The 26,910-nt window shown below is 60.7% G+C and carries 22 protein-coding genes; 16 read left to right on the top strand and 6 right to left on the bottom strand.

The window, feature by feature from the left end; genetic code table 11:
* Positions 1–52: 52 nt before the first annotated feature.
* The 3 genes from J3P93_RS11450 to J3P93_RS11440 all read right to left on the bottom strand — a co-directional run bounded on the left by J3P93_RS11450 (position 53) and on the right by J3P93_RS11440 (position 3,717).
* Complete coding sequence (locus tag J3P93_RS11450) at positions 53–2,290, bottom strand: TonB-dependent receptor (protein ID WP_434597441.1); 2,238 nt, start codon at positions 2,288–2,290, stop codon at positions 53–55.
* A gap of 111 nt (positions 2,291–2,401) precedes the next feature.
* Complete coding sequence (locus J3P93_RS11445) at positions 2,402–2,803, bottom strand: ParB N-terminal domain-containing protein (RefSeq protein ID WP_434597440.1); 402 nt, start codon at positions 2,801–2,803, stop codon at positions 2,402–2,404.
* 23 nt (positions 2,804–2,826) lie between these two features.
* Positions 2,827–3,717: an HpcH/HpaI aldolase/citrate lyase family protein gene (locus tag J3P93_RS11440; RefSeq protein WP_434597439.1), complete on the bottom strand. Its 891-nt coding sequence runs from the start codon at positions 3,715–3,717 to the stop codon at positions 2,827–2,829.
* A 614-nt stretch (positions 3,718–4,331) separates the two neighbouring features.
* Here J3P93_RS11440 and J3P93_RS11435 point away from each other — a divergent pair.
* From J3P93_RS11435 to J3P93_RS11380, 12 genes are all read left to right on the top strand, one after another.
* Positions 4,332–5,726, top strand: a complete 1,395-nt coding sequence (locus J3P93_RS11435) for a Y4yA family PLP-dependent enzyme (protein WP_434597438.1) — start codon at positions 4,332–4,334, stop codon at positions 5,724–5,726.
* A 13-nt stretch (positions 5,727–5,739) separates the two neighbouring features.
* Positions 5,740–6,783 carry a PLP-dependent cysteine synthase family protein gene (locus J3P93_RS11430; protein WP_206416182.1) on the top strand — a complete coding sequence of 348 codons (1,044 nt, stop codon included), beginning with the start codon at positions 5,740–5,742 and terminating at the stop codon, positions 6,781–6,783.
* Positions 6,784–6,811: 28 nt separating this feature from the next.
* The gene (locus J3P93_RS11425) at positions 6,812–7,972 is read left to right on the top strand and encodes an NAD/NADP octopine/nopaline dehydrogenase family protein (RefSeq protein ID WP_434597437.1); all 1,161 of its coding nucleotides are present in this window, start codon (positions 6,812–6,814) and stop codon (positions 7,970–7,972) included.
* A complete protein-coding gene (locus J3P93_RS11420) occupies positions 7,969–9,858 on the top strand; it encodes an IucA/IucC family protein (RefSeq protein WP_434597436.1) in 1,890 nt (629 codons plus the stop codon). Before J3P93_RS11425 ends, J3P93_RS11420 begins: the two co-directional genes overlap by 4 nt.
* Before the next feature lie 13 nt (positions 9,859–9,871).
* Positions 9,872–11,113: an MFS transporter gene (locus tag J3P93_RS11415; RefSeq protein ID WP_434597435.1), complete on the top strand. Its 1,242-nt coding sequence runs from the start codon at positions 9,872–9,874 to the stop codon at positions 11,111–11,113.
* 14 nt (positions 11,114–11,127) lie between these two features.
* Positions 11,128–12,312 (top strand): aminotransferase class V-fold PLP-dependent enzyme, encoded by a 1,185-nt coding sequence (locus tag J3P93_RS11410; protein ID WP_434597434.1) that lies wholly within the window; start codon positions 11,128–11,130, stop codon positions 12,310–12,312.
* An 86-nt stretch (positions 12,313–12,398) separates the two neighbouring features.
* Positions 12,399–12,914 carry a sigma-70 family RNA polymerase sigma factor gene (locus J3P93_RS11405; protein ID WP_186552243.1) on the top strand — a complete coding sequence of 172 codons (516 nt, stop codon included), beginning with the start codon at positions 12,399–12,401 and terminating at the stop codon, positions 12,912–12,914.
* Positions 12,915–13,892 carry a FecR domain-containing protein gene (locus J3P93_RS11400; RefSeq protein ID WP_434597433.1) on the top strand — a complete coding sequence of 326 codons (978 nt, stop codon included), beginning with the start codon at positions 12,915–12,917 and terminating at the stop codon, positions 13,890–13,892.
* A 97-nt stretch (positions 13,893–13,989) separates the two neighbouring features.
* Complete coding sequence (locus J3P93_RS11395; RefSeq protein WP_434597432.1) at positions 13,990–16,404, top strand: TonB-dependent siderophore receptor; 2,415 nt, start codon at positions 13,990–13,992, stop codon at positions 16,402–16,404.
* Positions 16,405–16,465: 61 nt separating this feature from the next.
* Entirely contained in the window at positions 16,466–17,647 is a 1,182-nt protein-coding gene (locus tag J3P93_RS11390) for an ABC transporter substrate-binding protein (protein ID WP_434597431.1), read from the top strand.
* Complete coding sequence (locus J3P93_RS11385) at positions 17,644–18,705, top strand: FecCD family ABC transporter permease (protein ID WP_434597430.1); 1,062 nt, start codon at positions 17,644–17,646, stop codon at positions 18,703–18,705. The genes J3P93_RS11390 and J3P93_RS11385 overlap by 4 nt, the downstream gene beginning before the upstream one ends.
* Positions 18,699–19,454, top strand: a complete 756-nt coding sequence (locus tag J3P93_RS11380) for an ABC transporter ATP-binding protein (protein ID WP_434597429.1) — start codon at positions 18,699–18,701, stop codon at positions 19,452–19,454. Before J3P93_RS11385 ends, J3P93_RS11380 begins: the two co-directional genes overlap by 7 nt.
* A gap of 10 nt (positions 19,455–19,464) precedes the next feature.
* Here the strand turns inward: J3P93_RS11380 and J3P93_RS11375 are convergent, their stop codons facing one another.
* Positions 19,465–20,463 (bottom strand): bile acid:sodium symporter family protein, encoded by a 999-nt coding sequence (locus J3P93_RS11375; RefSeq protein ID WP_394506957.1) that lies wholly within the window; start codon positions 20,461–20,463, stop codon positions 19,465–19,467.
* An 82-nt stretch (positions 20,464–20,545) separates the two neighbouring features.
* Here J3P93_RS11375 and J3P93_RS11370 point away from each other — a divergent pair, with 82 nt between their 5' ends.
* From J3P93_RS11370 to J3P93_RS11360, 3 genes are all read left to right on the top strand, one after another.
* Positions 20,546–21,334, top strand: coding sequence for an AraC family transcriptional regulator (locus J3P93_RS11370; RefSeq protein ID WP_434598341.1), 789 nt, complete (start codon positions 20,546–20,548; stop codon positions 21,332–21,334).
* A gap of 177 nt (positions 21,335–21,511) precedes the next feature.
* Entirely contained in the window at positions 21,512–21,859 is a 348-nt protein-coding gene (locus J3P93_RS11365) for a hypothetical protein (RefSeq protein WP_434597428.1), read from the top strand.
* A 358-nt stretch (positions 21,860–22,217) separates the two neighbouring features.
* Positions 22,218–23,192, top strand: coding sequence for a TerC family protein (locus J3P93_RS11360; protein ID WP_434597426.1), 975 nt, complete (start codon positions 22,218–22,220; stop codon positions 23,190–23,192).
* A 116-nt stretch (positions 23,193–23,308) separates the two neighbouring features.
* On the opposite strand, the gene J3P93_RS11355 is transcribed toward J3P93_RS11360, so the two are convergent.
* Positions 23,309–24,409 (bottom strand): polyamine ABC transporter substrate-binding protein, encoded by a 1,101-nt coding sequence (locus J3P93_RS11355; protein WP_434597425.1) that lies wholly within the window; start codon positions 24,407–24,409, stop codon positions 23,309–23,311.
* Between the two features lie 266 nt (positions 24,410–24,675).
* Positions 24,676–26,082 carry a purine-cytosine permease family protein gene (locus J3P93_RS11350; protein ID WP_093100848.1) on the bottom strand — a complete coding sequence of 469 codons (1,407 nt, stop codon included), beginning with the start codon at positions 26,080–26,082 and terminating at the stop codon, positions 24,676–24,678.
* 322 nt (positions 26,083–26,404) lie between these two features.
* Between J3P93_RS11350 and J3P93_RS11345 the strand changes: the two genes are divergently transcribed.
* Positions 26,405–26,890, top strand: coding sequence for a flavin reductase family protein (locus tag J3P93_RS11345; protein WP_090284134.1), 486 nt, complete (start codon positions 26,405–26,407; stop codon positions 26,888–26,890).
* Positions 26,891–26,910 lie beyond the last annotated feature (20 nt).

Here is a 26,910-nt window from a genome sequence, read left to right as displayed (position 1 = left end):
TATATAGAAGAGGCAGTCACCGGATGACCGGACAACTGCCCCGCTGCTGTCATCAGAAATCGACGGTGGCCGACAATTGCAGCGTGCGCGGATACCCCGGCGAAAACGCGCCGTAGGAAGCCACGCCCGACCAGTACTCGCGATCGAAGACGTTCTGCACCGTGGCGCGGAACGTGGTCGGCCGGCCTTCGATTTTCGTCGCATAACGCGCACCGGCATCGAAACGGGTCCAGGCATCCAGTCCCTGGGTGTTGGCCTGGTTGACGTATTGGCGGTCGGTGTAAATCGCCCCGCTGGTCAGGGTGAAGCCTTCCAGCCACGGCGTATCCCATTCAGCCCAGAGGTTGGCCTGCACGTCCGGCACGCCGACCGGTTTGTTGCCACGATTGGCCGCCGTGGCCGAATCGGTCAGCTCACCGTCAAGCACGGTGACGCCGCCCATCAGGCGTGTGCCTTTGGCGACCTCGCCATACATGCTCAACTCGACGCCGCGGTTGCGTTGTTCGGCCTGCACCGAAAACACATTACCGGCGCCAATTTCGCCGCTGGGTTTTTCGATCTGGAACAAGGCCAGCGTGGTCATGAAGGTGCCGTGTTCGTACTTGACGCCGATCTCATGCTGCTTCGATTCGTACGGGGCGAAAGTCTCGCCCGCGTTGCTCGCCGTGCCCGGCGCGATGTCGCCTTTGGACAAGCCTTCGACATAGTTGTAGTACAGCGAAACGTCCTGCCACGGCTTGACCACCACACCAACCAGCGGCGTCGTCGCGTTGTCGCTGTACTTGGAACTGACCGCACCGGCCGCGTTGTAATTGCGCGACTCGATGTCCTGGCGGCGTACGCCGAGGGTCAGCTGGAAGCGGTCATCGAGCATCGACAAGGTGTCGGTCAACGCCACACCGGACAGCTCCGACTCGGACACCCGCTGAACCTTCGGCGAGCTGAGGTACTGCTGCGGCACGTCGACCGGGTGATAGATGTTCGACAGGATCGCGGTGCCGTTGGTGATCCCGCGTGACAGCTCATCCTGATAACGGGTGGCCATGAGCGTCGTGGTATGGGTGATCGGGCCTGTGGCGAACACGCCGCGCATGCCGACATCGGCGGTCGAGCGGTCGACGTTGAATTTGTAGTAGCCGGGAATGTTGCTGGTGTCGCCGGCGTCATTGAGGATTCTCGGCACCTGATCGGACAGGCGCTTGACGTCGGATCGGCCACCGCCGGCGTGAGCGAACACCGTGACGTTGTCGCTCAGGTCATATTCGCCACCGAGCAGCGCCGATTGTTCCTTGGTGTCCGACCAGCCCCAGTCCTGCGGCAGGTTGGTGCGGCCGTTCGGTGCGGACGGCACGTCGACACCCGGTGCGATGGTGAAGGGCCGCGAGGCGGCTTCCCAACTCTCTTTCTGACTGATGTAGTCAAGATTCAAGCGCAGACGCTCGCCGCGATAATCCAGCGCAATGGCGCCGACGCCGAGGTCGCGGTGCTGATCATCGACTGCCGTGTCGCCGCCTTGCAGATTGCCGTTGAAACGCACGCCGAACTGGTTCTCCGAACCGAAGCGCCGGCTCAGATCCAGATGCCCGCCAACCTGCGAGTCGGAGGCGTAGCTGCCGGTGAATCGGGTCAGGTCTTCGTCCAGCGGACGCTTGGGCACGATGTTGATCACCCCGCCGACGCCACTGTTCGGGGAGATACCGTACATCAGCGCGCCGGGGCCCTTGAGCACTTCCACCCGCTCGGCGTAATCGGTGAATACCCGATAGTTCGGCGCCACGCCGTAGACGCCGTCGAACGCCAGCTCGCCGAGGTTGCCTTCGCCAATCGGGAAGCCGCGAATGAAAAACGAGTCGACGATGCCCCCCGTCTGGCCGGTCGAACGCACCGAAGGGTCGCGCTCCAGCGCATCGGCGACGGTCACGGTCTGCAGGTCGGCAAGGGTTTTCGCGGTGTAACTGGTGACGCTGAACGGCGTGTCCATCACGTCTTTGTTGCCCAGCATGCCCAGCCGTGCACCCCGCGCAACCTGCCCTCCGGCGAGGGTTTCCGGCAACGCCGTGGCGCTGTTGTAGCGGGCGTTGATGTTGGTGGTGTCGAGGGTCAGCGCGTCCTTGCTGTCATCGGCCGGCGCGGTGGACGCGGCGTTCGATGTCTGGGCGGCGACGTCGGTCTGCCCGGAGCCAGCGGCCCAGGCATTGGCGCTTCCTGCGACCAGAACGAAATTCAGCATGGCGGTACGCACAGCGAGTGTTAACACCCGCTCACCGCAAGGACGACTGACAACAGGCATGACGTGAGGATCCTTTTCATCGAGGGAAAATGGTAATCACTCCTATTGCCAGTCGATTTGCGAAAAAGTATCACCCGCAGTCGGTTTTATTTTTTTTGCACTCGCTGCGGGTCAGGCGTACAGGCGCTCCAGCGGTATCGCCACCACCGGCAACGCCGGGTCAAAGGCGTGCCGGGTGGTCTTGTACGGGAACATCTCGCCACGGGCGATGGTGCGGAAAATCCGCTCCACCTCGAACACCTGCCCGGTCTGCCAGTGCCGCACGCAGACCCGCGGATCGCCGTAATCGAGCTGGATGCACGGCACTCGCTTCAGGCCCAGTTGCAACGCCGCGGTGAAGCGGTGATTGCCATCCATCACGATGCCGCGCGAGCGCTCGACGATGATCGGCTCGAGCCAATGCCCGGCGCGGATAATCGATTCGCATAGCATCGTCACGTTGGCCGGATCGACCTGCTCGGACTGCAGCACTTCGCAAAGCGGCCGCAGCGCAATCTGATAACCGTGTGCCATGGTGATCTCCTGTGCGCCGCGATTCAGCAGGCATCGGCGCGAACAATCGGCGCGTGCTGGCGGGCGACGTCAAGCAGGCGCTGGGCGTGTTCGATCAACGGCAGATCGACCATCTCGCCATCGACTTGCACCGCATGGCTGCCGGTGGCCACGGCGCGCATCACCCGGTCGGCCCAGGCTAACTGCCGCGAATCCGGCAGGAAGGCGCGTTGCACCGTGGCCAGTTGGCCGGGGTGGATGCACAGCTTGGCGCCGAACCCCAGCGAGCGGGCGTAGTGCGCGTCCTTGGCGACCACCGTCAGATCGCTGATTGCCGGCGTCACGCCATCGATCGGCGCCGGCAGATCGGCCGTGCGCGACGCCAGCACGATGCGATTGCGAGCGAACAGAAACGCCTCGGGAATCTGGCTGCAATCGATGTCCAGGGCGAAATCCAGCGAGCCGAACGCCAGTCGCGCCAAGCCGGGAACCGCAGCAATCGCTTCGACCTGTTGCAATCCCTTGGCGGTCTCGATGATCGCGACAACGTGCAACTGCGGCTGCCACGCCAGCAGGCGCTCGACCACCGCCGCCAACGCCTCGGGGCATTCGGCCTTGGGCAGGAAAATCCCGCTGCAGCGCTCGGGATAGCGCATGTCGCTGAGCCAGGTCAGGTCCTGGCGAAACAGCGCACTGCTGACGCTGTTCAAGCGGATGTAGCGCTCGCAGGCAACGCTCGGCGCGCTCTCCTGCCACGCCCAGATGGCCGCGCGGGCGGCGGCCTTGCTGTCCGGATGAACGGCGTCTTCGAGGTCGAGAATGATCGCGTCCGGCCCTGCTTCGACCGCTTTGGCAAAGCGCTCGGGACGGTTGCCCGGCACGAACAGGTAGCTGATTGCGCGCCGGGTTTTGCGGTTGAGTCGATCCGATTGCATGGCGTTGCTCCTTGGTGTGAACCAGTCGTGGTTTGGGAAGATTCCCGCAGCCCTCGAACGGGACTTTTCGCCTGCCGTTGCGGGGCTTGTCGCGACAACCGTTAATGCCTTTTCTATCAAGCAATTAACCGTTGTTTTTATTTGCGGGCGAACGAGTCCTTGAGCGTGTTATTACACGTTCATGGGTTCGTCTTGCGCTGGGCTTTATTCAAAAATATTTGAAAACCTTACTTGATAATCGTTCCTGTTCGCAATATTGTTCACGCCGCCAACAGGAACTATCGGCGTTTCAAAGCAAGTCAGTGACAGCTGGAAAAATACCGCTCAGCTGATGTCACTTAAACATCAGTCTTGGTATTCCAAGAGTATTGGCCGAGAACTAATGGCCAGTTAGCACATTCGTGCAAACCTTATGGATCGGGGTTCTTATGCAAGCGCTTGATGAATTATTCATGACGTCGGGTATATCGGATCCAACCACTGCCTTCATTTGGCATCCGCCACCTGCCGATATAAAAACCCGTCTCTGACGAGCAGCGACACTTCATGATTCGATAACGGCTTGTTGTCGATATTGCTATGGCGAAGTTATTTTTCCGCGCCAGAGGTTAACGATGCCTGGAATAAATACCGCAACTTCCGAGCAGGACAATAAAGTCCATCATCCGCTCATGCTACAGCCATTGATCGATCCGGTTATTACCACGTTTATCAAGCACTTCCCGAAGACACTGGGCAATTTGCTGGAACAACACGGATCCCCTCTGAATCTGGTCTGGCCGCATGCGTTTGAAGCCAATGCACAAGCGCTGATGAACGTGTTGAAACGGTTCAAGATTGCCCACGCAATCTTCTACGGCGCCAAGGCCAACAAGTCGCAAAGCCTGCTCGGCGCCGCAGCCAAGTCAGGCATCGGTGTCGACGTGTCGAGCCTTCACGAACTGCAGGACGCGCTACGCGCTGCCATTCCCGGCGCGAAGATCTGCGCCACCGGGCCGGCGAAAACGGCGCTGTTCCACCAGGCGCTGATCAGTGCCGGTTCGCTGATTTGCCTGGACTCGCTGGAGGAATTCGACCACCTGCGCAGTGTACTGAAAGCGCAACCAAGCCCAGTAAAATCAAGGGTTCTGCTGCGTTACCGGCCGAAGAACAGCGGTAAAAGCCGTTTTGGAATGGGTGCAGAAGAGTTGCTCGAATGCCTGCAACGATTGGCCAGACACCCTGAGATTTTCCGCTTCGAAGGGTTTCATTTTCACCTCGGCGGCTACGGCTTCGAATCCCGCGCTCAAGCGTTTCGGGAAGTCACCGGATTCGTCGAAGCGGCACGGGAAATGGGCCTCCATCCGCAGATGATTGATATTGGCGGTGGATTACCGATTCGCTATGTAGAGCCACAGACCTATGCCGGCTTCCTGCAAAACGACAATAACCCCAGCCACTATTACAACCATAAAGTTCCGGCTGATTATTACCCCTACGGCAGCGACCTGACGGCGCCACAATGGCTGACATTATTCCTCGAAGCCGAACATTCGCCGGGACGGTCAATTGCCGCTTACTTGCGGGAACAGTCAATAACACTGGCACTGGAACCGGGACGAAGTCTGGTGGACCAGGCGGCGATTTCGATCTTCCGCATCACCCGGACAAAAAAGCTTGCCGACAACAAAACCGTCATCTTTGTTGAGGGCAGTAGTTTCAGCGCCTGCGAAACCTGGTTCGCCTCGGAATATCTGGTTGATCCGCTGTTGATCAGCGCAGAACCACGCCCCGCCGCCCCGAGCCAGGCCTATATTGCCGGGCATAGTTGTCTCGACGACGACGTCATCAGTTATCGTTTGATCAACTTCGCAACACGCCCCGAAAGCGGCGACTTATTGATTTACATCAATACCGCCGGCTATCAGATGGACTTGCTGGAAAACCAGTTTCATCGCCATCCCCTGCCCCGGCGATTAACCGCAACCTGTTGTACGGAAGGTAATTACGCGTTCACACCTGACTACTGAAGGGACTAACCAAATGATCTTGAATAAAGTTTCCGACCTTATCGGTAATACACCGATGCTGGCTATTGATGTACCGGATACCAACGCCCGGTTGTTATTGAAAGTTGAAAAGAACAACCCCGGCGGCAGTATCAAGGATCGCATGGCGCGCAACATGGTGCTGGCGGCACTCAAGTCCGGGCGACTGAAACCCGGCGGCGTGGTGGTCGAGTCGTCGTCCGGCAACACCGGGATCGGCCTGGCCATGGCGGCGGTCGAGTTCGGTCTGCACTTCATCGCTGTGGTCGATCACCACGCCGCGCAGGACAAGATCGCGGTGATGAAGGCGCTCGGCGCCGAGGTTCGTTTCGTTAAAGGCACCTACCGCGAGGACGAAGTCGCCGTCGTCGAACGCCAGCGCCTGGCTGCCGAACTCGCGGCGGAAATTCCCGGCGCGGTGTTCATGAACCAGTCCGACAATGCCGCGAATGCCGGCGGCTACAGCGACTTCGTCCGCGAAACCGTGGCCCAGGCCGAGGGCCTGATCGGTGCGTATGTCGGTTGTGTCGGCACGGGCGGTTCGATGACCGGCATTGCGCGCGGCCTGAAAGTGCACAACCCCGACACCGTGACCGTCGGCGTCGAACCGGCCGGTTCGATTGTGTTCGGCCATCCCGGCTATCCCTACTACCAATCGGGCACCGGCACTCCGGCCGGCGACACCGTGGGCCTGGTGCTCGATTACAGCTGCATCGATCTGGGCGTGCAGGTCACCGACTCGCAAGCCTTCGAAACCGCACGCTACATCGCCCGCAACTTTGCCTTGCTGGTGGGCGGTTCGACTGGCGGGGCGATTTTCAAGGCGCTGGAGCTGATTCACAAAGGTGTGCTGCGCGGCAATGTCGTGGTGCCGATTGCCGATGGCGGCGAGAAATACCTGCACACCGTATTCGACGACCAATGGCTGCAAGAGCGCGACCTGCTCGATCCGGGCATCGGCGCACAACTGGACATCTGGCTGGGCAAGACCCAATGGCTGGAATCCGTTTCCGCGCCGCTGCAACTGAGCGTCGCATGACCCATCCTTTACACAGGAACGCCTCTCGATGAATCTGTTGAAAGTCGCCATCTGTGGTGGCGGCAGGACCGGCCATCTCAACGCCATTCTGTTCAAGCAACTGGCCGATGTGCAGGTGTCGCTGCTCACCCACAACCCCGAGGTCTTCGAAGAGCACGCGCGGCAGACGCCGATGCAAGCGCTGTTGCCGGATGGCTCGTGCCTGAGCGCCCGCCTCGACCGGGTCACGGCGGATGCGCGTAGCGCGGTGGAAGATGCCGATCTGGTCATCATCACCGTGCCCGCTCACGTGCGCCAGCAAACCCTGCAAGCCATCGCCCCGCACCTGAGTGCGAACAAGCCGGTGTATGTCGGCGCGATTCCGGGCTTCTGCGGGTTCGACTGGCTGGCCGAGGCGACGCTGCCCGAGCGGCCGAATGTGGTGATCTGGGGCATGAAGGATGTGCCGCACACTGCGTTCGAGCTGAATCCTGGGCGCTCGATCAAAATGGGCGGCGGCAAAAGCCAGCTGTACGTGGCAACCCACGCCCGTGAATCGCAGGCGTCGCGACATCAGCTTCAGGCCATTCTCACGCGACTGTATGGCCCCTGCGTAACGTTGCTCGAGCACTATCTGGAAATCACCCTGACGCCGGGCAACCCGATCATGCACAGCTCGGTGATCTACGGCTTGATCGGCCCGTACGGCCAGTGGCATCGCAAGATCTTCCCGCAGCGCATGTGCTGGTGGACCGAATGCCCGGAGCTGGGCGCGTACTTTCTCGAGCGCATGGACGAGGAAAGCCAGGCGCTCTGCGCGGTGATCAGCCAGCGTCTGGGCATTGACCTGTCGTCGGTGAAATCGCTGAAGCAGGAAATCGTCGAGGCCTATGGCGAGCAGATCCGCGACACCAGCAGCATGCTTTCGATCCTGCGCACCAATCAGGCCTACAACGACATTCTCGCGCCGATGGTGCCCGCTGCCGACAACCGCGCGGGCTACGTGATCGAACGCGAAAGCCGTGCCTTCAACGAAGACGTCGCCTACGGCCTGGTGCTGTTGGTGGAGATGGCCCGGCGCTTCGAAATCAAGGTGCCCCACATCGAGGAAGTCCTGCAGTGGAGCGTGGCTTATATGCACGGTCTGCGTGATTCGGCCCTCGACTATTTCCCGCGCCAATGGCCACACACGGCCAGCGCTGCGGCATGACCTTTTCACTCATTTTCGACGAGCAGACCGCTGATATGGATGACTTCAAGACACTGATCGCCTACTCCCGCCGCAACGCCATGCGCCGTCTGGTGCGCTGCCTGTTTGCGGAAAACATTCTCGACCGTGCCGCCCTGAGCTTTTGCGCCGGCGGCAACCAGGCCACCTACCCGCTCAAGGGCGGCCGCGCGCACCTGGCGTTTTCCGAGATTGCCAAAGGTCCGGCCGACACCATCGTCAACGACGGTGAGGTAGTGCTGGTCACCGACGAAGGCGTACGCCAGACCATCACCAGCCATCAGGACATGCTCGACGTGCTGCGCGACAGCTTCGATTTCGCGCCGACGGACGAAGGCGTGGCCGGGCTCAAGGCCGACATGGAAAACAGCCTGACCAACGACGCTCACGCCCGTCAGCACCGCCAGCAGTGGAACGCGCGGTTGCATCAGGCCGCGAAGGATCAAGGGCTGGACAGTTTCACCGATTACCTGCGCCAGCACGCAAGCACCAAAGACGCGGCGATCCTGCTCGACCAGTGGGGTTCGCTGGAAGGCCATCCGTATTACCCGACCTGGAAAGCCCGGCCGGGCCTGAGCGATGAGGAAGTCGCGCAACTGTCGCCCGAGTTCAATGCGCAGGTGCCGCTGCGCATCGCCGCGTTGCGCGCCGAACATGCGCAAAGCGAAAGCATGCCGCACGTGAGCAGCTACCACGACTGGTTCGCCGCCAGCTTCCCCGCGCAATGGGAACAATGGAAAGCGGCGCTCAACCGCAAGGGTCTGGATGAACGCGAATGGCTGCCGCTGCCGATTCACGGCTGGCATTTGCAGGCCTACGTGCTGAAGACGTTCGCCGCGGAAATCGAAGCAGGGATCCTGATCACCGACGGCCCGGACCTTGTGACGCTGCCGACCATGTCCTACCGCACGATGATGCCGGTTCTGGACGTTTGTGCGCCGCTGATCAAGCTGCCGATCGCCGTGTGGATGACCAGCGAACTGCGCAGCCTGCAAGCCAAGTCGATTCACATGGGGCCGCGCATCAGCACGGTGATCAGCCAGATTCTGCAAGCCGAAAACGGCTTCGACCAACGCCTGGAAATCTTCCCGGAAGAGATCGGTGTGCGCTACAAGAACGCCGTCACCCAGGACGATCACCCCGGCCGGCATCTGTCTGTGGTCTATCGCGCCAGTGCACCCGCGTTCGAACGCTCCGACGCTTGCCTGCCGATTACCGTGGCGTCGCTGTTCACCCGTTTGCCCGGCAACGATCGCCCGCTGTTCACCGACCTGATCGAACGTGACGGCGTACGCGCCACTGCCGCGCAGGTGGAAAGCTGGTACCGCGAATATGCGAAAGTGGTCACCCACCCGGTCGTGGCGATCTATCTGCTGTATGGCATCGGCCTGGAAGCGCATCAGCAAAACACCATGGTGCTGTTCTCTGCCGACGGTAAAGCACGTAGTCTGCTGATCCGCGATTTTGGCGATGGCCGCACCTATGCGCCGCTGCTCGAAGGCCGCGGCTACAGCCTGCAACCGCATGTCCAGCCGGGTATCCTGCCAACGGTGTTCAGCGGTGACATCGAGCCGGTGCGCATGTTTGTCCTGGATGCGGCGTTCCTCACGCACCTGCATGAACTGGCCCTGTGGCTGACCAAGGAGTATGGCTTGAACGACACGCGACTCTGGCAAATCCTGCGCGAGGAAACCGACCTCGCCTTCGACGCGGTGCGCGAGCGCGTCGCGCCGCAAATCTGGGAAACCGAACACCGCGCGTTCGTCGAAGAGCCCTGGCCAACGCGTTCGTTGCTGCGCATGCATCTGATGCAGTACAGCAACTATCGTTTGCAACATACCCTGAGCAACCCGCTCGCCAGCGTTTAACCGAGGCCGACTCATGTCCCATGCAGGTGCCATCCAGGGTTCACGTGTACGAATCCTGATTTATCTTCTGTTCGCGATCCAGCTGGTGTCGATGGGCGCGATGGAAATGAGCGGGCCGTTCTGGCCTGTCCACCTGCGTGGGCTGACCGACTCCGAAACGGTTTTCAGCTTCGCCAGCATCGCCGTGTATGTCGGGCCGATGCTCGGCATTATTCTGACCAGTGCCTTCTGGGGCCGCATCGGTGACCGCTACGGTCACAAGCTGATGATGATCCGCGCGCTCGCCGGGTTGTCATTGACCCAGTTGGGGCTGGCCCTGTTCAGTGATATCTGGGCCATTCTGATTCTGCGTTTCCTGCAGGGCGCCTTTGCCGGTTACATCGCCCCGGCGCAGGCGTATGGCGTGAGTATCGAAGCGCCGTCGCGACGGGCACGGCTGTTCGCGATCCTGCAGATCTCGACCAACGTCGGCTCGCTGCTTGGGGCGGTGGTCGGCGGGCTGATCCTCGATTACGCAACATTCTTCTGGATCAACATCATCGCCTCGGCACTGTGCGCGGTGTGTACGGTGATCGCCGCGGTGACGCTGCCGGACGTGCCGCCAGTGAAGAAGCCCGTGGTCAGCGAATCCGCGAAACCCGCACGCCGCGCCAGTCTCTGGCAAGGCTCGCCGTTGCTCTCGCTGCTGGGTGTGATGGGCATTCTGCTGCTGGCGCGCATGCTCCCGCAGACGTCGTTTTCGCTGTACGTCAGCTCGGTGTTCGAGGTGAGCAATTCGGTGGTCGGCCTGTGTTACGGCTTGCTGGCGCTGGGCTTCATCCTGTCGGCCACGGCATGGTCGCGCTATTTCGAGCACCGCGGCCAGCAGGACACCCTGCAGCGCATGACCTACGTGGTGATCGGCTGCATCGCGCTGACCGCTGTCGCAGGCGTCACGCGTAATCCGCTGGTGTTTGTCGTGGCTTATTTCATCTGGGGCGTACTGCTCGGCGCGACCACCCCGGTGCTGATGGCGCTGATCTCAAAAACCGCCGACAGCTCGCAACAGGGGCATGTGCTGGGTATCGCGCAGGGCACCGCGCAATTCGCCTCGATTGCCGGGATATCGGCTGGCGGCCTGCTCAGTCAGGTCTACGGTTTGCAGTACACCTACCTGTTCGTGTGCCTGGCCTATGGGGTCGCGCTGATCCCGATTATCGCCTTGCGCTACTGGCCTGCGGCGATGCAACCGAATGCCGCACCGCCGGCGGACTGATCAAGGGTGACGTCTTGAACATTGAACAACTGCGCGCCGACACTCCCGCCGTCGCGCAACTGATCCATTTCAACAATGCCGGCGCGGCGCTGATGCCGACGCCAGTGATCGAGGCCGTGACCCGGCATATCCAGCTCGAAGCCAGCCTTGGCGGCTATGAAGCCGCCGGGCGCCAGGCGGCCGAAGTCGAGCAGGTCTACCGGTCGATCGGGCGCTTGCTCAACGCCGCGCCGGATGAAATCGCGGTGATCGAGAACGCCACGCGTGCCTGGGACATGGCCTTCTATTCCTTGCCGTTGCAACGCGGCGATGTGCTGCTGACGTCGGCCACCGAATACGCCGGCAACTACATTCCTTATCTGCAACTGCAACAGCAGCGCGGTATCGAGATTCGCATCATTGCCAACGATGAGCACGGTCGGGTCTCGTTGTCGGCATTGCAGCAGATGCTCGAGGATGACCGGGTGGCGCTGATCTCGCTGCCCGTCATCGCCACCAACGGCGGGCCGGTACAGCCGATCGAACAGATCGGCGCCCTCGCCCGGGCGGCCGGCGTGCTGTATCTGCTCGATGCCTGCCAGGGCGCCGGGCAGATGCCGCTGGATGTGCAGAAGATCGGTTGTCACATGCTCACCGCCACCAGCCGCAAATACTTGCGCGGCCCGCGTGGAATGGGCTTTTTGTACATCGAAAAAGCGTTGTGCCAGGAGCTTGAGCCGGTGTTTCTCGATTTGCACGCGGCATCGTTGCAAAGCGCCGACAGCTACACGGTCCGTGCTGATGCCCGACGTTTCGAAAACTGGGAATGCAATGTCGCGGCGAAACTCGGTCTTGGTGCGGCGGTGGAGTACGCGTTGGCGCAAGGCATCGAGCCGATGTGGCTGCGGATCCAGCAACTGGCCGATTATCTGCGCCAGCACTTGAGGCAAATCCCCGGCTTCACGCTGCAGGATCCGCCTATGAACAGGTCCGGTATCGTCACCTTCAGTCATCGCCAGCACAGCGCCGCGCAGGTGCAACAGTGGCTGGCCGGGCAGGCCAAGCGCATCAACGTCAGCACTTCAACCTTTCGCTCGACCCTGCTGGACATGCAGCACAGAGACTTGCTGGAAGTCAGCCGCGCCTCGCTCCACGCCTACAACACCGAAGCGGAAATCGACGCGATGATTGCCGCGTTACGCGCTCTGCCGCACCTTTGAAACGGCAGGCCAATCGGCGCTTGCATCGCACAGGCTTTGTAAACTAGCATTGGGAATACTTCTCAATTGCATGAAAATCTGCAGCCATGAGCGAAACCCTTCCCGCGAATAACGACAAGCATCTGCGCGCGATCGAAGCCCTGTACAGCGGCCATCACGGCTGGCTGTACGCGACGCTGAGAAAAAAACTGGGTAACGCCATGGATGCGGCGGATCTGGCGCAGGACACCTTCACGCGCATCCTCGCCTCGCAGGTCACGGTGATCGAGCAGCCGCGCGCCTACCTGAGCTGCGTGGCCAAGGGCATTCTGGTCAATTGGTATCAGCGCAAGGCGCTCGAACGCGCCTATCTGGATGCACTGGCGCACTTGCCTGCGCCCGAGGTGCCGTCGCCGGAACTGCGTTTCATGGTGCTGGAAACCCTGCACGAAATCGACGCGATGCTCGACGCCCTGCCACCGCTGGTCAAACGGGCGTTCCTGCTGTCGCAGATCAGCGGCTTGAAATACGACGACATTGCCGAGCAACTGGGCGTATCGCTGATCACCGTCAAGCGCTACATGAAGCAAGCCTTCGTGCAATGCCTGTTGCTGGTGGAGTGAATGCTCGCCCGGCGCAATGAAGCGCAACCCGCTCCTCAGGCATTGGAAGAAGCCGCTGACTGGCTGATGCGCATGAGCGAGCGCGAGCTGAGCGACCGCGAACGCGGCGAATGGGAATTGTGGAAAGCCAGCAGCCCCGAGCGCACGCGCGCCTGGGCCCGTGCGCAATTGTTGCAGGGCAAACTGGGTGGCCTGCCGCCGTCCTTGGCCATGTCGGCCCTCGACCGACCCAGCAGCCCGGAACGCCGTGCGGCGATTGGCAAACTGGCGCTGCTGCTGGCGCTGGTCCCGGCCGGCTGGGGCGGCTGGAAGCTTGCGCAAACCCAGCAATGGTCAGCCGATTACCGTACGGCCGTCGGCCAGCAACGCGAACTGACCCTCGCCGACGGCTCAAAAATCACCCTCAATACCGACTCCGCCATCGACGTGCTGTTCGACGCCAGTCAGCGCCTGATCCACCTGCGCGAAGGCGAAATACTGGTGCAGACGGCAGCGGATATCTCACCGATGGCGCGGCCCTTCGTGGTCACGACCCGGCAGGGCCGGATGCAGGCGCTGGGCACGCGATTCACCGTGCGCGCGCTGCCTCCGCAAACGCACCTCGCGGTCCTGGAAGGCGCGGTAAAAGTCGAACTCGCGGACAATCGCCAGCACACGCCACTGATCGTCAACGCCGGGCAGCGCACCGACTTCTCGTCTTCGACCTTTGGCGCAGTCAGTGCGACCGACCGTTACGCCGGTGCCTGGAGTCAAGGCATGCTGATGGCCGACAAGATGCGCCTTGCCGATTTCGTCGCGGAACTGACGCGCTATCGTCGCGGTTTCATCCGCCTCGATCCGGCGATTGCCGACTTGCGCATTTCTGGCGCCTACCCGATCAGCGACAGCCAGCGCACCTTGAACATGCTGGCGCAAACCTACCCGATTCTGGTCAGCGGCCACTTGAATGGCTACTGGGTCATGCTCTCCCGCGCCTGAGCGGAAAAATATTTGCCGCCGCGCTGATACTTTTTCCGATCTCGACTGGCTATGGGGGAGATGCATATTTTCGTCCTGTTCATAGGCTCATCCATCCATGCCCGCTGCACGCCTCCTGCGCCCGGATCGTCCGTTCAACCCCGCTATTCGCAGTGCGTTGCTGAGCCTTGTCCTGATCGCTGTCGCCTGCCCGCTGGCCCTCGCCGGCGAGCCTGCGCAACTGGATACGCTCGCCCTGCGTGCCTACGACATTCCGGCCGGGCCGCTCGGTGCGACCCTGTCGAGTTTTGCCGTGGACGCCGGCATTGCCCTGTCGTTCCAGCCGGCACTGACCGACGGCTTGAGCAGCCCGGCGCTGATCGGCCGCTACTCGACCCAGGAAGCGGTCAATCGCTTGTTGGCCGGCAGTGGTCTGGACATGGTGCGGCGCAGCGACGGCAGTTACACGCTGGTTGCGCGTCGGGTCACGCTGGATGAAACGGCGGTGCTCGGCACCGACCGGCGCAGCGATGCGCTGCCGGCGGTGTATGCCGGCGGCCAGGTCGCCAGCGGCGGACGTCTGGGCCTGCTCGGCAACACCGATGTGATGGATGCGCCGTTCAGCGTCAGCACCTACACCTCGGCGCTGATCAAGGATCAACAGGCCGTCACCGTCGGTGATGTGCTGGAACGCGATTCCTCGGTGCGCTCTACCGGGCAGACCGGCGGCATCGTCGACTCGTTTTTCATTCGCGGCTTTCCGGTGGGCGAAGGCAATCTCGGTGAACTGGCGTTCGATGGCGTCTACGGCGTCGCGCCGAACTACCGGGTATTCACGGAATACGCCGAGCGCATCGAACTGGTCAAAGGGCCCGGCGCCCTGCTCTACGGCATGTCCCCCAACAACGCGGTGGGCGGCGTGATCAACGTGGTGCCGAAACGTTCGCTGGACGAAGACCTGAGCCGTTTCACGGCCAGTTACGCGATGAATGCGCAGCTCGGCGGGCACCTTGATGTCAGCCGGCGTTTCGGTGAAGAGCGGCGCTTCGGTGTGCGCATCAATGGCAGTACGCAACTGGGCGACACGGCGATCGACAAGCAGTCGCGCCACGTCGACATCGGCGCGATCGCCCTCGATTATCAAGGCGAGCGCCTGCGCACCAGCTTCGACTGGTTGCGGCAGAAAGAACGCTTCGATGCCGCCTCGCGGCCGTTTCTGATTGCGCCGGGCGTGGACATTCCCTCCGCCGCCAACGGCCGAACCAGCGTGAGCCAGGACTGGGGCTGGTCGAAAACCCAAGACACCTCGGCGCTGCTCAGCGGCGAATACGACCTCAGCGATGCGCTGACGGTGTTCGCCCATGCCGGCGGCGGCAAATCGGCGGTGGCGCGCATGTCCGACCAGACCCCGACCATCATCAACCCGGCTGGCGACACGTCTTCGACGCCCGGTTATTACAAATTCGAGGTCAAGCGCTACACCGTCGACACGGGGGCGCGGCTGCGCTTCGACACCGGGCCAGTCAGCCACCGCACCGCGGTGCAAGTCAGCCGTTATCGCGATGTGCTGTCACGGGGGATCATTTCCGCCGCGCCGATCCTGTCGAACATTTATCACCCCGTGGATCGCCCGGAGCCTTACATTCCTGAGCCGGCCACGCCGAAAGTCTCCGAGAGCGAACTGACCGGCGTGGCCCTCGCCGACACCCTGTCGATCCTCGACGACCGCGCGCAGATGACCCTCGGCGTGCGCCAGCAGAACATCAAATCGGACAATTACAACCCCAGCGGCGTGCTCACCACGTCCTACGACGACAGCCGCACCACGCCGCTGTTCGGTGCGGTCATCAAGCCCTGGGACCACGTCGCGCTCTATTACAACTACATCGAAGGCCTGAGCAAGGGCGACATCGCGCCCTCCACCGCCAGCAACGCCGGGGAGATCTTCGCGCCGTACGTTTCGCGCCAGCATGAGCTCGGCGTCAAGGCCGACTACGGCACCTTCACCTCGACCCTGAGCCTGTTCCAGATCACCAAGCCCAGCGGCGAACTGGCCGCCGGGGTGTTTTCGGTGCAGGGCGAGCAGCGCAACCGCGGCCTCGAGCTGAACGTGTTTGGCGAAGTGACGCCGGGCACGCGGTTGCTCGGTGGCGTGACCCTGCTGGACGCCGAACTGACGAAAACCGCCGTGGCCGGCAATCGCGGCAACAAGCCGGTCGGCGTGCCGTCGGTGCAGGCCAACCTCTGGGCCGAATGGGACACCTCGTGGCTTGAAGGGCTGACCCTGACCGGTGGCGCCATCCACACCGGCAGCCAGTACGTGAACCAGGCCAACACGCAAAAACTCGATGACTGGACGCGCTTCGATGTCGGTGCGCGTTACACCACGCGCATCGATGAGCGGCCGACCACGTTCCGCGCCACGGTGCAGAACGTATTCGATCGAGAGTACTGGTCGGGCGTCGCCTCTTACGGCGCGTTCTCCCAGGGCTCCCCGCGCACTTTATTACTGTCGGCTACTGTCGATTTCTGAAACGTTCAGCGTGGCGACGGCAGGCGCCGAGGGCCGCGCTGACTTTGGCAAAGGTTGGACCATGGCGATTTTCGATCGACGCAGCCAGGCGGTTGCTGCGCTGTTACTGGCAGGCGTGCTGAGCCTGCTTTCCGTTGTGCTGCCCAGTGCTGACGCCGCTGACAGCGACGCTGCGCGCACCGAGGTGACCGACCTGCTGGGACGCAAGGTCAAGGTGCATCTGCCGGTCAGACGGGTGATCCTCGGTGAAGGCCGGCAGCTGTATCTGGTCGCGGCGCTGGATACACAGAACCCGATCGAACGCATCGTTGGCTGGCGCAAGGACCTGATCCAGTCCGACCCGGACACCTACAACGCGTACCTGCGCAAATTCCCGGCCATCGCGAAAATCCCCACTTTTGGTGGTTTCGAGGATGGCACCTTCGATATCGAGCAGGCCATCTCTCAGCGCCCGGACGTGATCATCCTCAACATTGAGGCGCAGCACGCCACCGAGGATGCGCGTTACATCGAAAAGCTCGACGCCCTCGGCATCCCGGTGGTGTACGTCGATTTCCGCAACAACCCGATGCAGAACACCGAGCCGACCATGCGCCTGTTCGGCCAGTTGCTCGGCAAGGAGCAACGGGCCGAAGCGTTCATCGATTTTCGCAACCAGCAGATCCATCGCGTCACCGACGTCATCGAAAAACAGCACCCGCCTCGCCCGAGCGTGTTCATCGAGCGCATCGGCGGCTACACCGATGATTGCTGCCTGAGTTTCGGCAATGAAAACTTCGGCCTGTTCGTCGACATGGCCGGCGGCAACAACGTCGCGCGCGGCATCATTGCGACCACGTTCGGCCAGTTGAATCCCGAGCAAGTCATCGTCGCCAATCCGTCGCATGTGGTGGTCACCAGCGCCAACTGGGAAGCGTTTGCCCCCGGTGGTCACTGGGTCGGCGTCGGCCCCGGCGCGGACATGGCGCAGGCACGGAAAAAGCTCGCCTGGTACACCCAGCGCCCGGCCTACGCCGGCATCAAGGCCCAGGAGCATCAAGCCTTCCACGCGATCTGGCACCAGTTTTACAACAGCCCCTACCAGTTCGTTGCCATCCAGCAATTGGCTAAATGGTTTCACCCGGAGCTGTTCGCCGATCTCGACCCGGACGCAGCGTTCCGCGAACTGCATGAGCGCTTCCTGCCGGTGCCGTACGAATCGGGCTACTTCGTCAGCCTGGGCGAGACCGAGGTCAAGCCATGAGCTCGATGACCGACACCGTGGAAGTCCAGCGCGAAACCTATCGCCGCTTGGTGCTGCGCAAACGCCTGGTCCTCGCCGGGCTGGTAATTCTGCTGCTGTGCAGCGTACTGCTCGATCTGGCGCTCGGCCCGGCCAGCTACAGCCTGCGCGAAGTGCTCGGCGCGCTGTTTTCACCGGACAGCGCCTCGCCGCAAGTGCGCGTGGTGATGTGGGACATTCGCCTGCCCGTGGCGTTGATGGCAGTGGCCGTCGGCGCGGCGTTGTCGCTGGCCGGCGCGCAGATGCAGACGATCCTCAACAATCCGCTGGCCAGCCCGTTCACCCTGGGCATTTCTGCCGCCGCCAGTTTCGGCGCTGCGCTGGGCCTGGCCTTCGGCGTCGCGCTGTTTCCGCTGGCCGCGCAATTCATGGTGCCGCTCAATGCGTTCATCATGGCTATGCTTTCGGCGCTGCTGATTCACTTTCTGAGCATGCGCCGCGGGGTTACCGCCGAGACCATTGTCCTGCTCGGCATTGCCCTGGTCTTCACCTTCAACGCGCTGCTGGCGCTGGTGCAGTTTTTTGCCACCGAGCAAGCCGTCGCCGCCGTAGTGTTCTGGACCATGGGCAGCCTGACCAAAGCCACCTGGCCAAAACTTGGCATCATCTGTCTGGTGATCCTCATCACCCTGCCGATTTTCGCCCGCCGTGCCTGGGCCTTGACCGCCCTGCGCCTGGGCGACGACAAGGCGGCGAGCTTCGGCATCAACGTGCGCAGCCTGCGCTTTCAGACGCTGATCATGGTCAGTCTGCTCGCCTCGTTTCCCGTGGCGTTCGTCGGCACCATCGGCTTCATCGGCCTGGTCGGCCCGCACATCGCACGCATGCTGATCGGCGAAGACCAGCGCTTCTTCCTGCCGGCCTCGCTGCTCACGGGCGCGCTGATTCTGTCGGCCAGTTCGGTGGTCAGCAAGACCCTGATTCCCGGCGCGATCTTCCCGATCGGCGTGGTCACCTCGCTGATCGGCGTGCCGTTCTTCATTTCACTGATTCTCGGCGGGAAGAAAAACTCATGGTGAAGCTGCAACTGGACAATCTGGGCGCCCGCTATGGCCAGCGCGAGATCATCCGCGACGTCTCCACCGCGGCGTTTCTGGGTGGTCAGGTGGTGGCCGTGGTCGGGCCGAATGCGGCCGGCAAATCGACGTTGTTCAAGCGCATGGCCGGGCTGATCGACGGCCCCGGCCAAGTGATCCTGCAGGACTCGAAAAAAGGCCCGACGGGGATCAGCTACATGCCCCAGGGCCTGAACGCCAGCGCCCGCCTGACCGTGTACGAATCGGTGCTGCTGGCGCGCAAACAACTGACGCCGGGCTGGGTCGTCCACGATGACGAACTGAAACTGGTCGACGACATTCTCGCCGCACTGGGCATCACCGCCCTGTCGTTTCGCAACCTCGGTGAACTCAGTGGCGGGCAGCAGCAACTGGTGTCCATCGCACAGACGCTGGTGCGCGAACCGGAAATCCTGCTGATGGACGAGCCGACCAGCGCCCTCGATATGCATCGGCAAGTGCAGGTGCTGAACTTCATGCGTAGCCTGGCGCGGCAACGCGAGGTGATTGTGTTCATTGCGATTCATGATCTGAATCAGGCGCTGCGGTTTGCCGATCAGGTGCTGGTCATCGCTGATGGCACCACCCAGGGCAGTGGCCCGAGCAGTGAGGTGATCACCGAGCAGATGCTGCGCAGCGTGTACAAGGTTGAAGCGCGGATCGAACAGTGCAGCCGTGGGCTGCACCATATTCTGATCGACGATATCGTCTGAGGCGCAGCGCTCAGGGATCGACCTGAGCCATCAACTCCGGCACCGATTCGGGCCGGCGCGCATACCGCTGGGCCAGCACCGCGCAGACCATCAACTGGATCTGATGGAACAGCATCAGCGGCAGGATCAACACGCCGATGGTGCTGCCCGCGAACAGTACCTGCGCCATCGGCACGCCGGTGGCCAGGCTCTTTTTCGAACCGCAGAACAGAATGGTGATGCGGTCCTCCTGATTGAAGCCAAACGCCTTGCCGAGCAGGATCGACGCCAGCAGCACCAGCGCCAGCAGGATGCAGCAAACCACGATCAGCCCGAGCAATTCGAACAGCGGAATCTGCTGCCAGATGCCCTCGTTGACCGCCTCGCTGAACGCGCCGTACACCACCAGCAGAATCGAACCCTGATCGACGAACTTCAGCCAGTTCTTGTTGCGCCCGACCCAGGCGCCGATCCAGCGCCGGGCGATCTGCCCGGCAATGAACGGCAGCAGCAACTGCACACTGATTTTCACGATGGCATCAAGCGTCGAACCACCATCACCGTGGACGTTGAGCAACAGCGTGACCAGCAACGGCGTGAGAAAAATCCCGAACAGACTCGACGCCGCCGCGCTGCAGATCGCCGCCGGAATATTGCCCCGCGCCAGCGACGTGAAGGCAATCGCCGATTGCACCGTCGCGGGCAACGCGCACAGATACAGCATGCCCATGTATAGCTGGTCGCCGATCAACGGTGACAGCACGGGTTTGAGCGCCAGCCCCAATAGCGGGAACAGCACGAACGTCAGACCGAATACCAGCAAATGCAGGCGCCAGTGGCCGGCACCGGCGATGATCGATTCGCGGGACAGTTTGGCGCCGTGCAAGAAAAACAGCAGCGCGATGGCGAGATTGGTCAGCCAGCCGAAACCGACCGCAACCTGGCCGCTGGCCGGCAGAAAACTCGCCAGCAGGACCACGCCGATCAGCGTCAGGGTGAAGTTGTCGGGCAAAAAACGAGGGCGCGTCATGATATTCATCCGGGGGTTGCCAGTGCTTGCCGACGACTCTAACGTGACTGGCAATTACCGACTAACGCCGAAGAGCCGCAAGATGCCGCCTAAAGGACAGACCAACAGCGTTCGCCGCAGCATTCCCGGGCTGCCCAGCCTGCCGCGTCCGTTGTACGGCAGAACCGAATCGCTGCCCAATCGCGCCCTGACCCGCCGCCACAGTCACCCGTGGGTGCAGTTGTCCTACGCGATTCAAGGCGTGCTCGAAGTACAGACCAGCGCCGGGCGTTTCGTCGCCCCTCCCGAGCGTGCCGTGTGGATTCCCGCCGGTGTGCCGCATCGGGTCTTCAGCGCGCCGCACACGGAAATGCGCAGCCTGTACATCGATTGCAGCGTTTCGAGTTGGGCCGCCGAGCATTGCCACGTGCTGGCCGTCAGCGATCTGCTGCGCGAATTGATCCGTACGTTCAGCCAGGTGCCGGTGGAATATGACGAGAACGGGGCACATGGGCGTCTGGCGCAAGTCATCCTCGACCAGCTCGCCGAGGCGCCGCCAATCGATCTGATGCTGCCACTGCCGCAAGACCCGCGCTTGAAGCAGATCTACCAGAGCCTCGAACAACACCCGGAACAACAAACCACACTGAGTCACTGGAGCGAGCAGTTCGGCATCACCGAAAAAACCCTCACGCGCCTGTTCCTGCGCGACACCGGCCTGACCTTCCGCGCCTGGCGCCAACGCCTGCGCCTGCTCGGCGCGCTGACGCCACTGGAAAAAGGCCAACGGGTGACGGACGTGGCATTGGCGTGCGGGTATGACTCGACGTCGGCGTTCATTGCGGCGTTTCGGCAGCAGTTTGGGCAGACGCCAGGGGAGTTTTTTCGTTGATTCGCGCCGGGTGGGCTTCTTTATCACGCAGTATGTTACTGGATACATACTTCATGAAAGTTAACAACTGTCAGACCTGACAGTTGTATAAGCATGGAGCATGAGTAGTATTTTATTGCCGTTGACAAATCAATGTTTTGTCGACCGGCATAAACCATACTCCATGAGATCCATGCCATGAATGACATTCAATCATCTCAACTTGCTCTTGATACCAATCTCAAACCCACCTCGATTAAAGGTAAACCAGTAACGCAAGAGCAGTATTACAAAGCGACATTTTCACCTGCTTTTCCACATATTGAAAACTTTCGACCTAATCAGTTTATCTATCAATCCTTCACAAAAGATACGATGAGCATCATGGCCGGTACCACGTCGGCGACGTTTTTTACCAGATCGGATTCGTTCTACCCTACGACTTTCAAACAAAAATTTACGATATTGAAGATTGGGGCGATGGCAAGGTTAGCTCCAATGTTGTGGCAAATGGTGAAATATCCGCCGGAAAAAATGGCAAGATAGATATTACTCGAGAAGGGAAAACAGTACGAGCAAGCTTCCATTTTGAAATAGATCGGGGCGGTATTGTATATGAGGTACAAAACGGGAAATTTTCTTTAGTTGAAACTGGAGACTTATAATCAACACCGAACTCTGAGGGCCAAACTGAAACGAATATTTCGCAGTGTTTGGCACACTCAGCGCTTCATAAACTCCGTCAACTTGCATGTGGATTTGTTGCTTTGGCCCCGGTTTAGGTTCCGTCTTTATATAACTTCGATTTTTCCGAACTATTCCCCAAAAATAAACGATTTTTCCTGCGCATAAATCCGTCGTTAGCATGGCCCTGTCTGACCTAAGCCTCGACGGGGAGCGTGACATGCCAGCGACCAACCTCAATATCGGCGAACCGTGGATGTGGGGCGCCTTCATCGTTTTTGTGCTGGCGATGCTGGCACTGGACCTGTTTGTGTTTGGCGGGCGTAAAGCCCACCGGGTGTCAGTGCGTGAAGCGCTGGCCTGGGTGATTGCCTGGTGCCTGCTGGCGCTGAGCTTTGCCGGTTTGCTCTGGTGGTATCTGCACGGCGAATTCGGCGGCGAGATCGCCCGGCAGAAAACCCTTGAATTCCTTACCGGTTATTTGATCGAGCAATCACTGTCGATCGATAACATGTTCGTCTTCGTGATGATCTTCAGCTACTTCGCCGTGCCACCGGAATTGCAGCGACGGGTGCTGTTGTACGGTGTCCTCGGGGCGATTGTGATGCGCGCGGTGATGATCTTTGCCGGGGTGTGGCTGGTGTCGCAGTTCGAGTGGCTGCTGTATGCGTTCGGGGTGTTTTTGATCATCACCGGGATCAAGATGCTGATATTTGCCGAGCAGCAACCGGACCTGGAAAAAAACCCGCTGCTGCGCTGGGTACGCAATCACATGCGCATCACCAGCGGCTTTCACGGCGAACGGTTTTTCATCGTGCAGAACGGCGTGCGTTGGGCGACGCCGATGTTTCTGGTGCTGGTGCTGATCGAGGCCAGTGACCTGATGTTCGCGGTCGACAGCATCCCGGCAATCTTCGCGGTGACCACCGACCCGTTCATTGTCTTTACTTCGAATATCTTCGCGATCATGGGCTTGCGTGCACTGTACTTTTTGCTTGCCGACATGGCTGACCACTTTCATTTGCTCAAGTACGGACTGGCAATCGTGCTGGTGTTCATCGGCGGCAAAATGGTGCTGATGCCATGGTTCCACATGCCGGTTGAATGGTCGCTGGCGGTGGTCGGCGCGGTAATTCTGGGCTCGGTGTTGCTGAGCCTGGTGGTGACGCGCGAGGGTGAACGCCGCACTGAATGACACAACATAAAACCTTGTAGGAGTGAGCCTGCTCGCGATAGCGGTGGGTCAGGTGACTTGGATATTGGCTGACACACCGCTATCGCGAGCAGGCTCACTCCTACAGGGAAACGCTGTTATTTATCGGACTTGATGCTGGTCCACACGCGGGTCCGTACGCGCTCGAGTTTCTGCGGCAACGGCTGAACCACGTAGAGTTTTTTCAGTGCCTCAGGGGTTGGCGTCAGGTTCGGGTTGTCGGTGATCTCCTTGTTGATCAACGCCAGCGAATCCTTGTTCGCGTTCGGGTAACCGAGGAAATCACTGATTGGCGCGATCACTTTCGGGTCGAGCAAGTGGTTGAGGAATTCGTGGGCCTCGGTGACGTTTTTCGCACTCTTCGGAATGGCGAAAGTATCGAACCAGATCGGCGCGCCTTCCTTCGGCAAGCGCCAGTCGACCACCACACCATTGCCCGCCTCTTTGGCGCGGTTGCCGAACTGGTAGAAGCTGCCGGAATAACCGATGGCCACGCAAATGTCGCCGTTGGCGATGTCGGTCATGTACTTGGCCGAGTTGAAGTAGGTCACATATGGGCGAACCTTGAGCATCAACGCTTTGGCTTTTTCATAATCGGCGGGGTTCTGGCTGTTCGGGTCGAGACCAAGATAGTGCAGCGCCAGCGGCAGGATTTCCGTCGGCGAATCGAGCATCGCCACGCCGCAGGATTTGAGCTTTTCCATGTTCTCCGGTTTGAACACCAGATCCCAGCTGTCCACCGGCGCGTTGTCGCCCAGCGCCGCTTTGACCTTGGCCGGGTTGAAGCCGATCAGCACGGTGCCGACCATGTACGGCACACCGTACTGGTTGCCGGGGTCGTTCTTGCCCAAAAGCTTCAACAGTTCCGGGTCCTGATGGCTCCAGTTCGTCAATTTTGTCTTGTCGAGTTTCTGGAACACGCCGGCCTTGATCTGCGTTTCGAGAAACTGGTTCGACGGCACCACCAGGTCGTAACCGGAGTTGCCGGTGAGCAACTTGGCCTCCAGCGATTCGTTGGTGTCGAAGGTATCCCAAGTCACTTTGATACCGGTTTGCGCGGCGAAATCCTTGGGTACGGCGGGCAGAATATAGTCGGCCCAGTTGTAGACGCGCAGTTCGCGTTGCTCGGCCTGGGCGGCGCTGGCCAACAGCGTCAACCCACACACAGTGGCACCCAGAATACGTTTCATCGTGACCATGGTTGTTCCCCGAAAGCGGCGTGAGTTCGATGGTTTTTATGTTCTGTACACGGCAGTGGCCGAAATGGCGGCCGAGGGTAATAAGGTCGAGCGTTTCGTTGTGCCGTTGATTCTTGCCGAGAGCGCCGGGTGATCACAGTGGGGCATCGGCCAAAAGGGGATCGATATGGCCAATTTAGGTGACCGCCGGGATGCGCAAACGACAATGCCCGGCACAGGCCGGGCATTGATTGAACAGCGGAGCGACTCAGTCGGTAACAATCACCTTAGTCGGTATACCCCAACTTCGCCGCCCTGCTCTGCTGCGCCTGACCACGAGTGGCCAGGCAGTAATACAGCGGCACGGTGACGACCAGGCCGACCAGCCACGACAGGTCGGCGCCTTCAACCAGATTGGCGTACGGCCCGACGTACAGCGAGGTGTTGGCGAACGGCAACTGCACGATGATGCCGATGAAGTAGGCAATGATTGCGTGCAGGTTGAAGCGCCCGTAGATCCCGCCATCGGCGCGGAAGATCGAACTGATGTCATAGCAGCCGCGCTTGATCAGATAGAAGTCGATCAGGTTGATCGACGCCCACGGCACCAGCACCAGCAACAGCGCCAGAATCAGCCCGATGAACTGCGAAATGAAATCTGCCGATGCGCCCAACGCGACCACGCAACAACCGGCGAGCACCACGCTCGACAACACCACGCGCACCTTGATGCTCGGCGTCCACTGGCTGGCGAAGGTCTGGATCGAGGTGATGATCGACAGCACCGCGCCGTACAGATTCAGCGCGTTGTGGCTGATGATGTTGAGCAGAAACAGCACCATCAGAATCGGCCCCAGCCAACCGGTCGACTGTTTGACCGCCGCCATCGCTTCGGTGCCTTCCGGGGTCGCCAGCACCGCAACGGCGCCGAAGGCAAACGACAGAATGGTGCCCAGCGTCGCGCCCAGATAAGTCGCCCAGAACGGCTTGGCGATGCCGATATCGGCCGGCAGGTAACGCGAATAATCGGACACGTACGGCGAGAAGCTGATCTGCCAGATGATCCCCAGCGACACCGTTGCGAGCCAGCCGGACAAGTTGAAGCTGCCGCGAGTGAAAAAGTCTGCGGGCAGGTCATTGGCGAAGATGTAAATGAACCCGGCGAGCAACGCGCCGCCCATCACCCAGGTGCCGATGCGGTTCAGCGTGTGAATGAAGTTGTAGCCGATCACTCCGATCGCGGTGGCCGCCAATGCACCGATCAGAATGCTCAGCGGCGCCGGCACCGACGGCGCAATGCCGACGATCGATTTGCCCGCCAGGACAATATTGGAAATGAAGAAACCGATGTAGATCAGCGCCGCAAAAAACACGATCAGCAGCGCGCCATACCGACCGAACTGACCGCGACTCTGGACCATCTGCGGAATGCCCATGCGCGGACCCTGGGCCGACGCCAGCGCAATCACCACGCCGCCGATCATGTGCCCCAGCGCAATCGCCAGCAGCCCCCAGAACAAATCAAGATGGAACACCTGAACCACCATGGCGCCGGTGACGATGGGCAGTGGCGCAATGTTGGTGCTGAACCAAAGGGTGAACAGGTCGCGGGCCTTCCCGTGGCGTTCCGCGAGTGGGACGTAATCGACCGTGTGATTCTCGATCAACGGATCTTGCCGGGACATCTGGGACATATGCATGAACTCGAGTTTGTCTGTTCTTATCTTTGTATGAAGCCAAACCGGGGACTCTCTGGTCGCCCCTCAGATGCAGACCATATTATGGTATTCCAAACTTTTCACAAGACTGATCCGTGATTTACCGCGCCATCTGATACGCCATCCTCGCCCAAAGCGCTGCTGGCAAACCAGCCGAAAGCCCCGTAAATATTGAGTTTCCGACGAACGTGGCACGTTTATCGGTTCAGCTGGAAAGGCCTTGCAAACGCAAAATACTGGTATACCATCAGACCATCAAACGAACAAAAAACGCTGCACACCACCCGAGGAATGACCAATGATCGATGCTGCCATTTACAAACAAGTCATGGGCTCGTTCCCGTCCGGCGTCACCGTGATCACCACGCTCGACGATGACGGCCAGATCGTTGGCCTGACCGCCAGCGCGTTCAGCTCGCTGTCGATGGACCCGGCACTGGTGCTGTTCTGCCCCAACTACAGCTCCGACTCCTACCCGGTGCTGATCAAGAACAAGCGCTTCGCGATTCACGTTCTGTCTGGCGGCCAGCAAAGCGAAGCCTACGCCTTCGCCCGTAAAGGCAAGGACAAGGCGCAGGGCATCGAGTGGACGTTGAGCGAATTGGGCAATCCGATCCTCGCCAATGCGACGGCGGTGATCGAATGCGAACTATGGCGCGAATACGAAGGTGGCGACCACGCGATCATGGTCGGCGCGGTGAAAAACCTGATCGTGCCCGAGCAAGTGGCCGGGCCGCTGGTGTATTGCCACGGCAAGATGGGGGCTTTGCCGGTACTTGTTTGATCACAAGCGCTGATCCACAC

Origin of the sequence: Pseudomonas sp. R3-57, assembly GCF_051132065.1 — a bacterium.
Lineage (GTDB): Bacteria > Pseudomonadota > Gammaproteobacteria > Pseudomonadales > Pseudomonadaceae > Aquipseudomonas.
The sequence above is the reverse complement of the archived record's forward strand: the minus strand, read 5'-3'. Positions and strand labels throughout refer to the sequence as shown.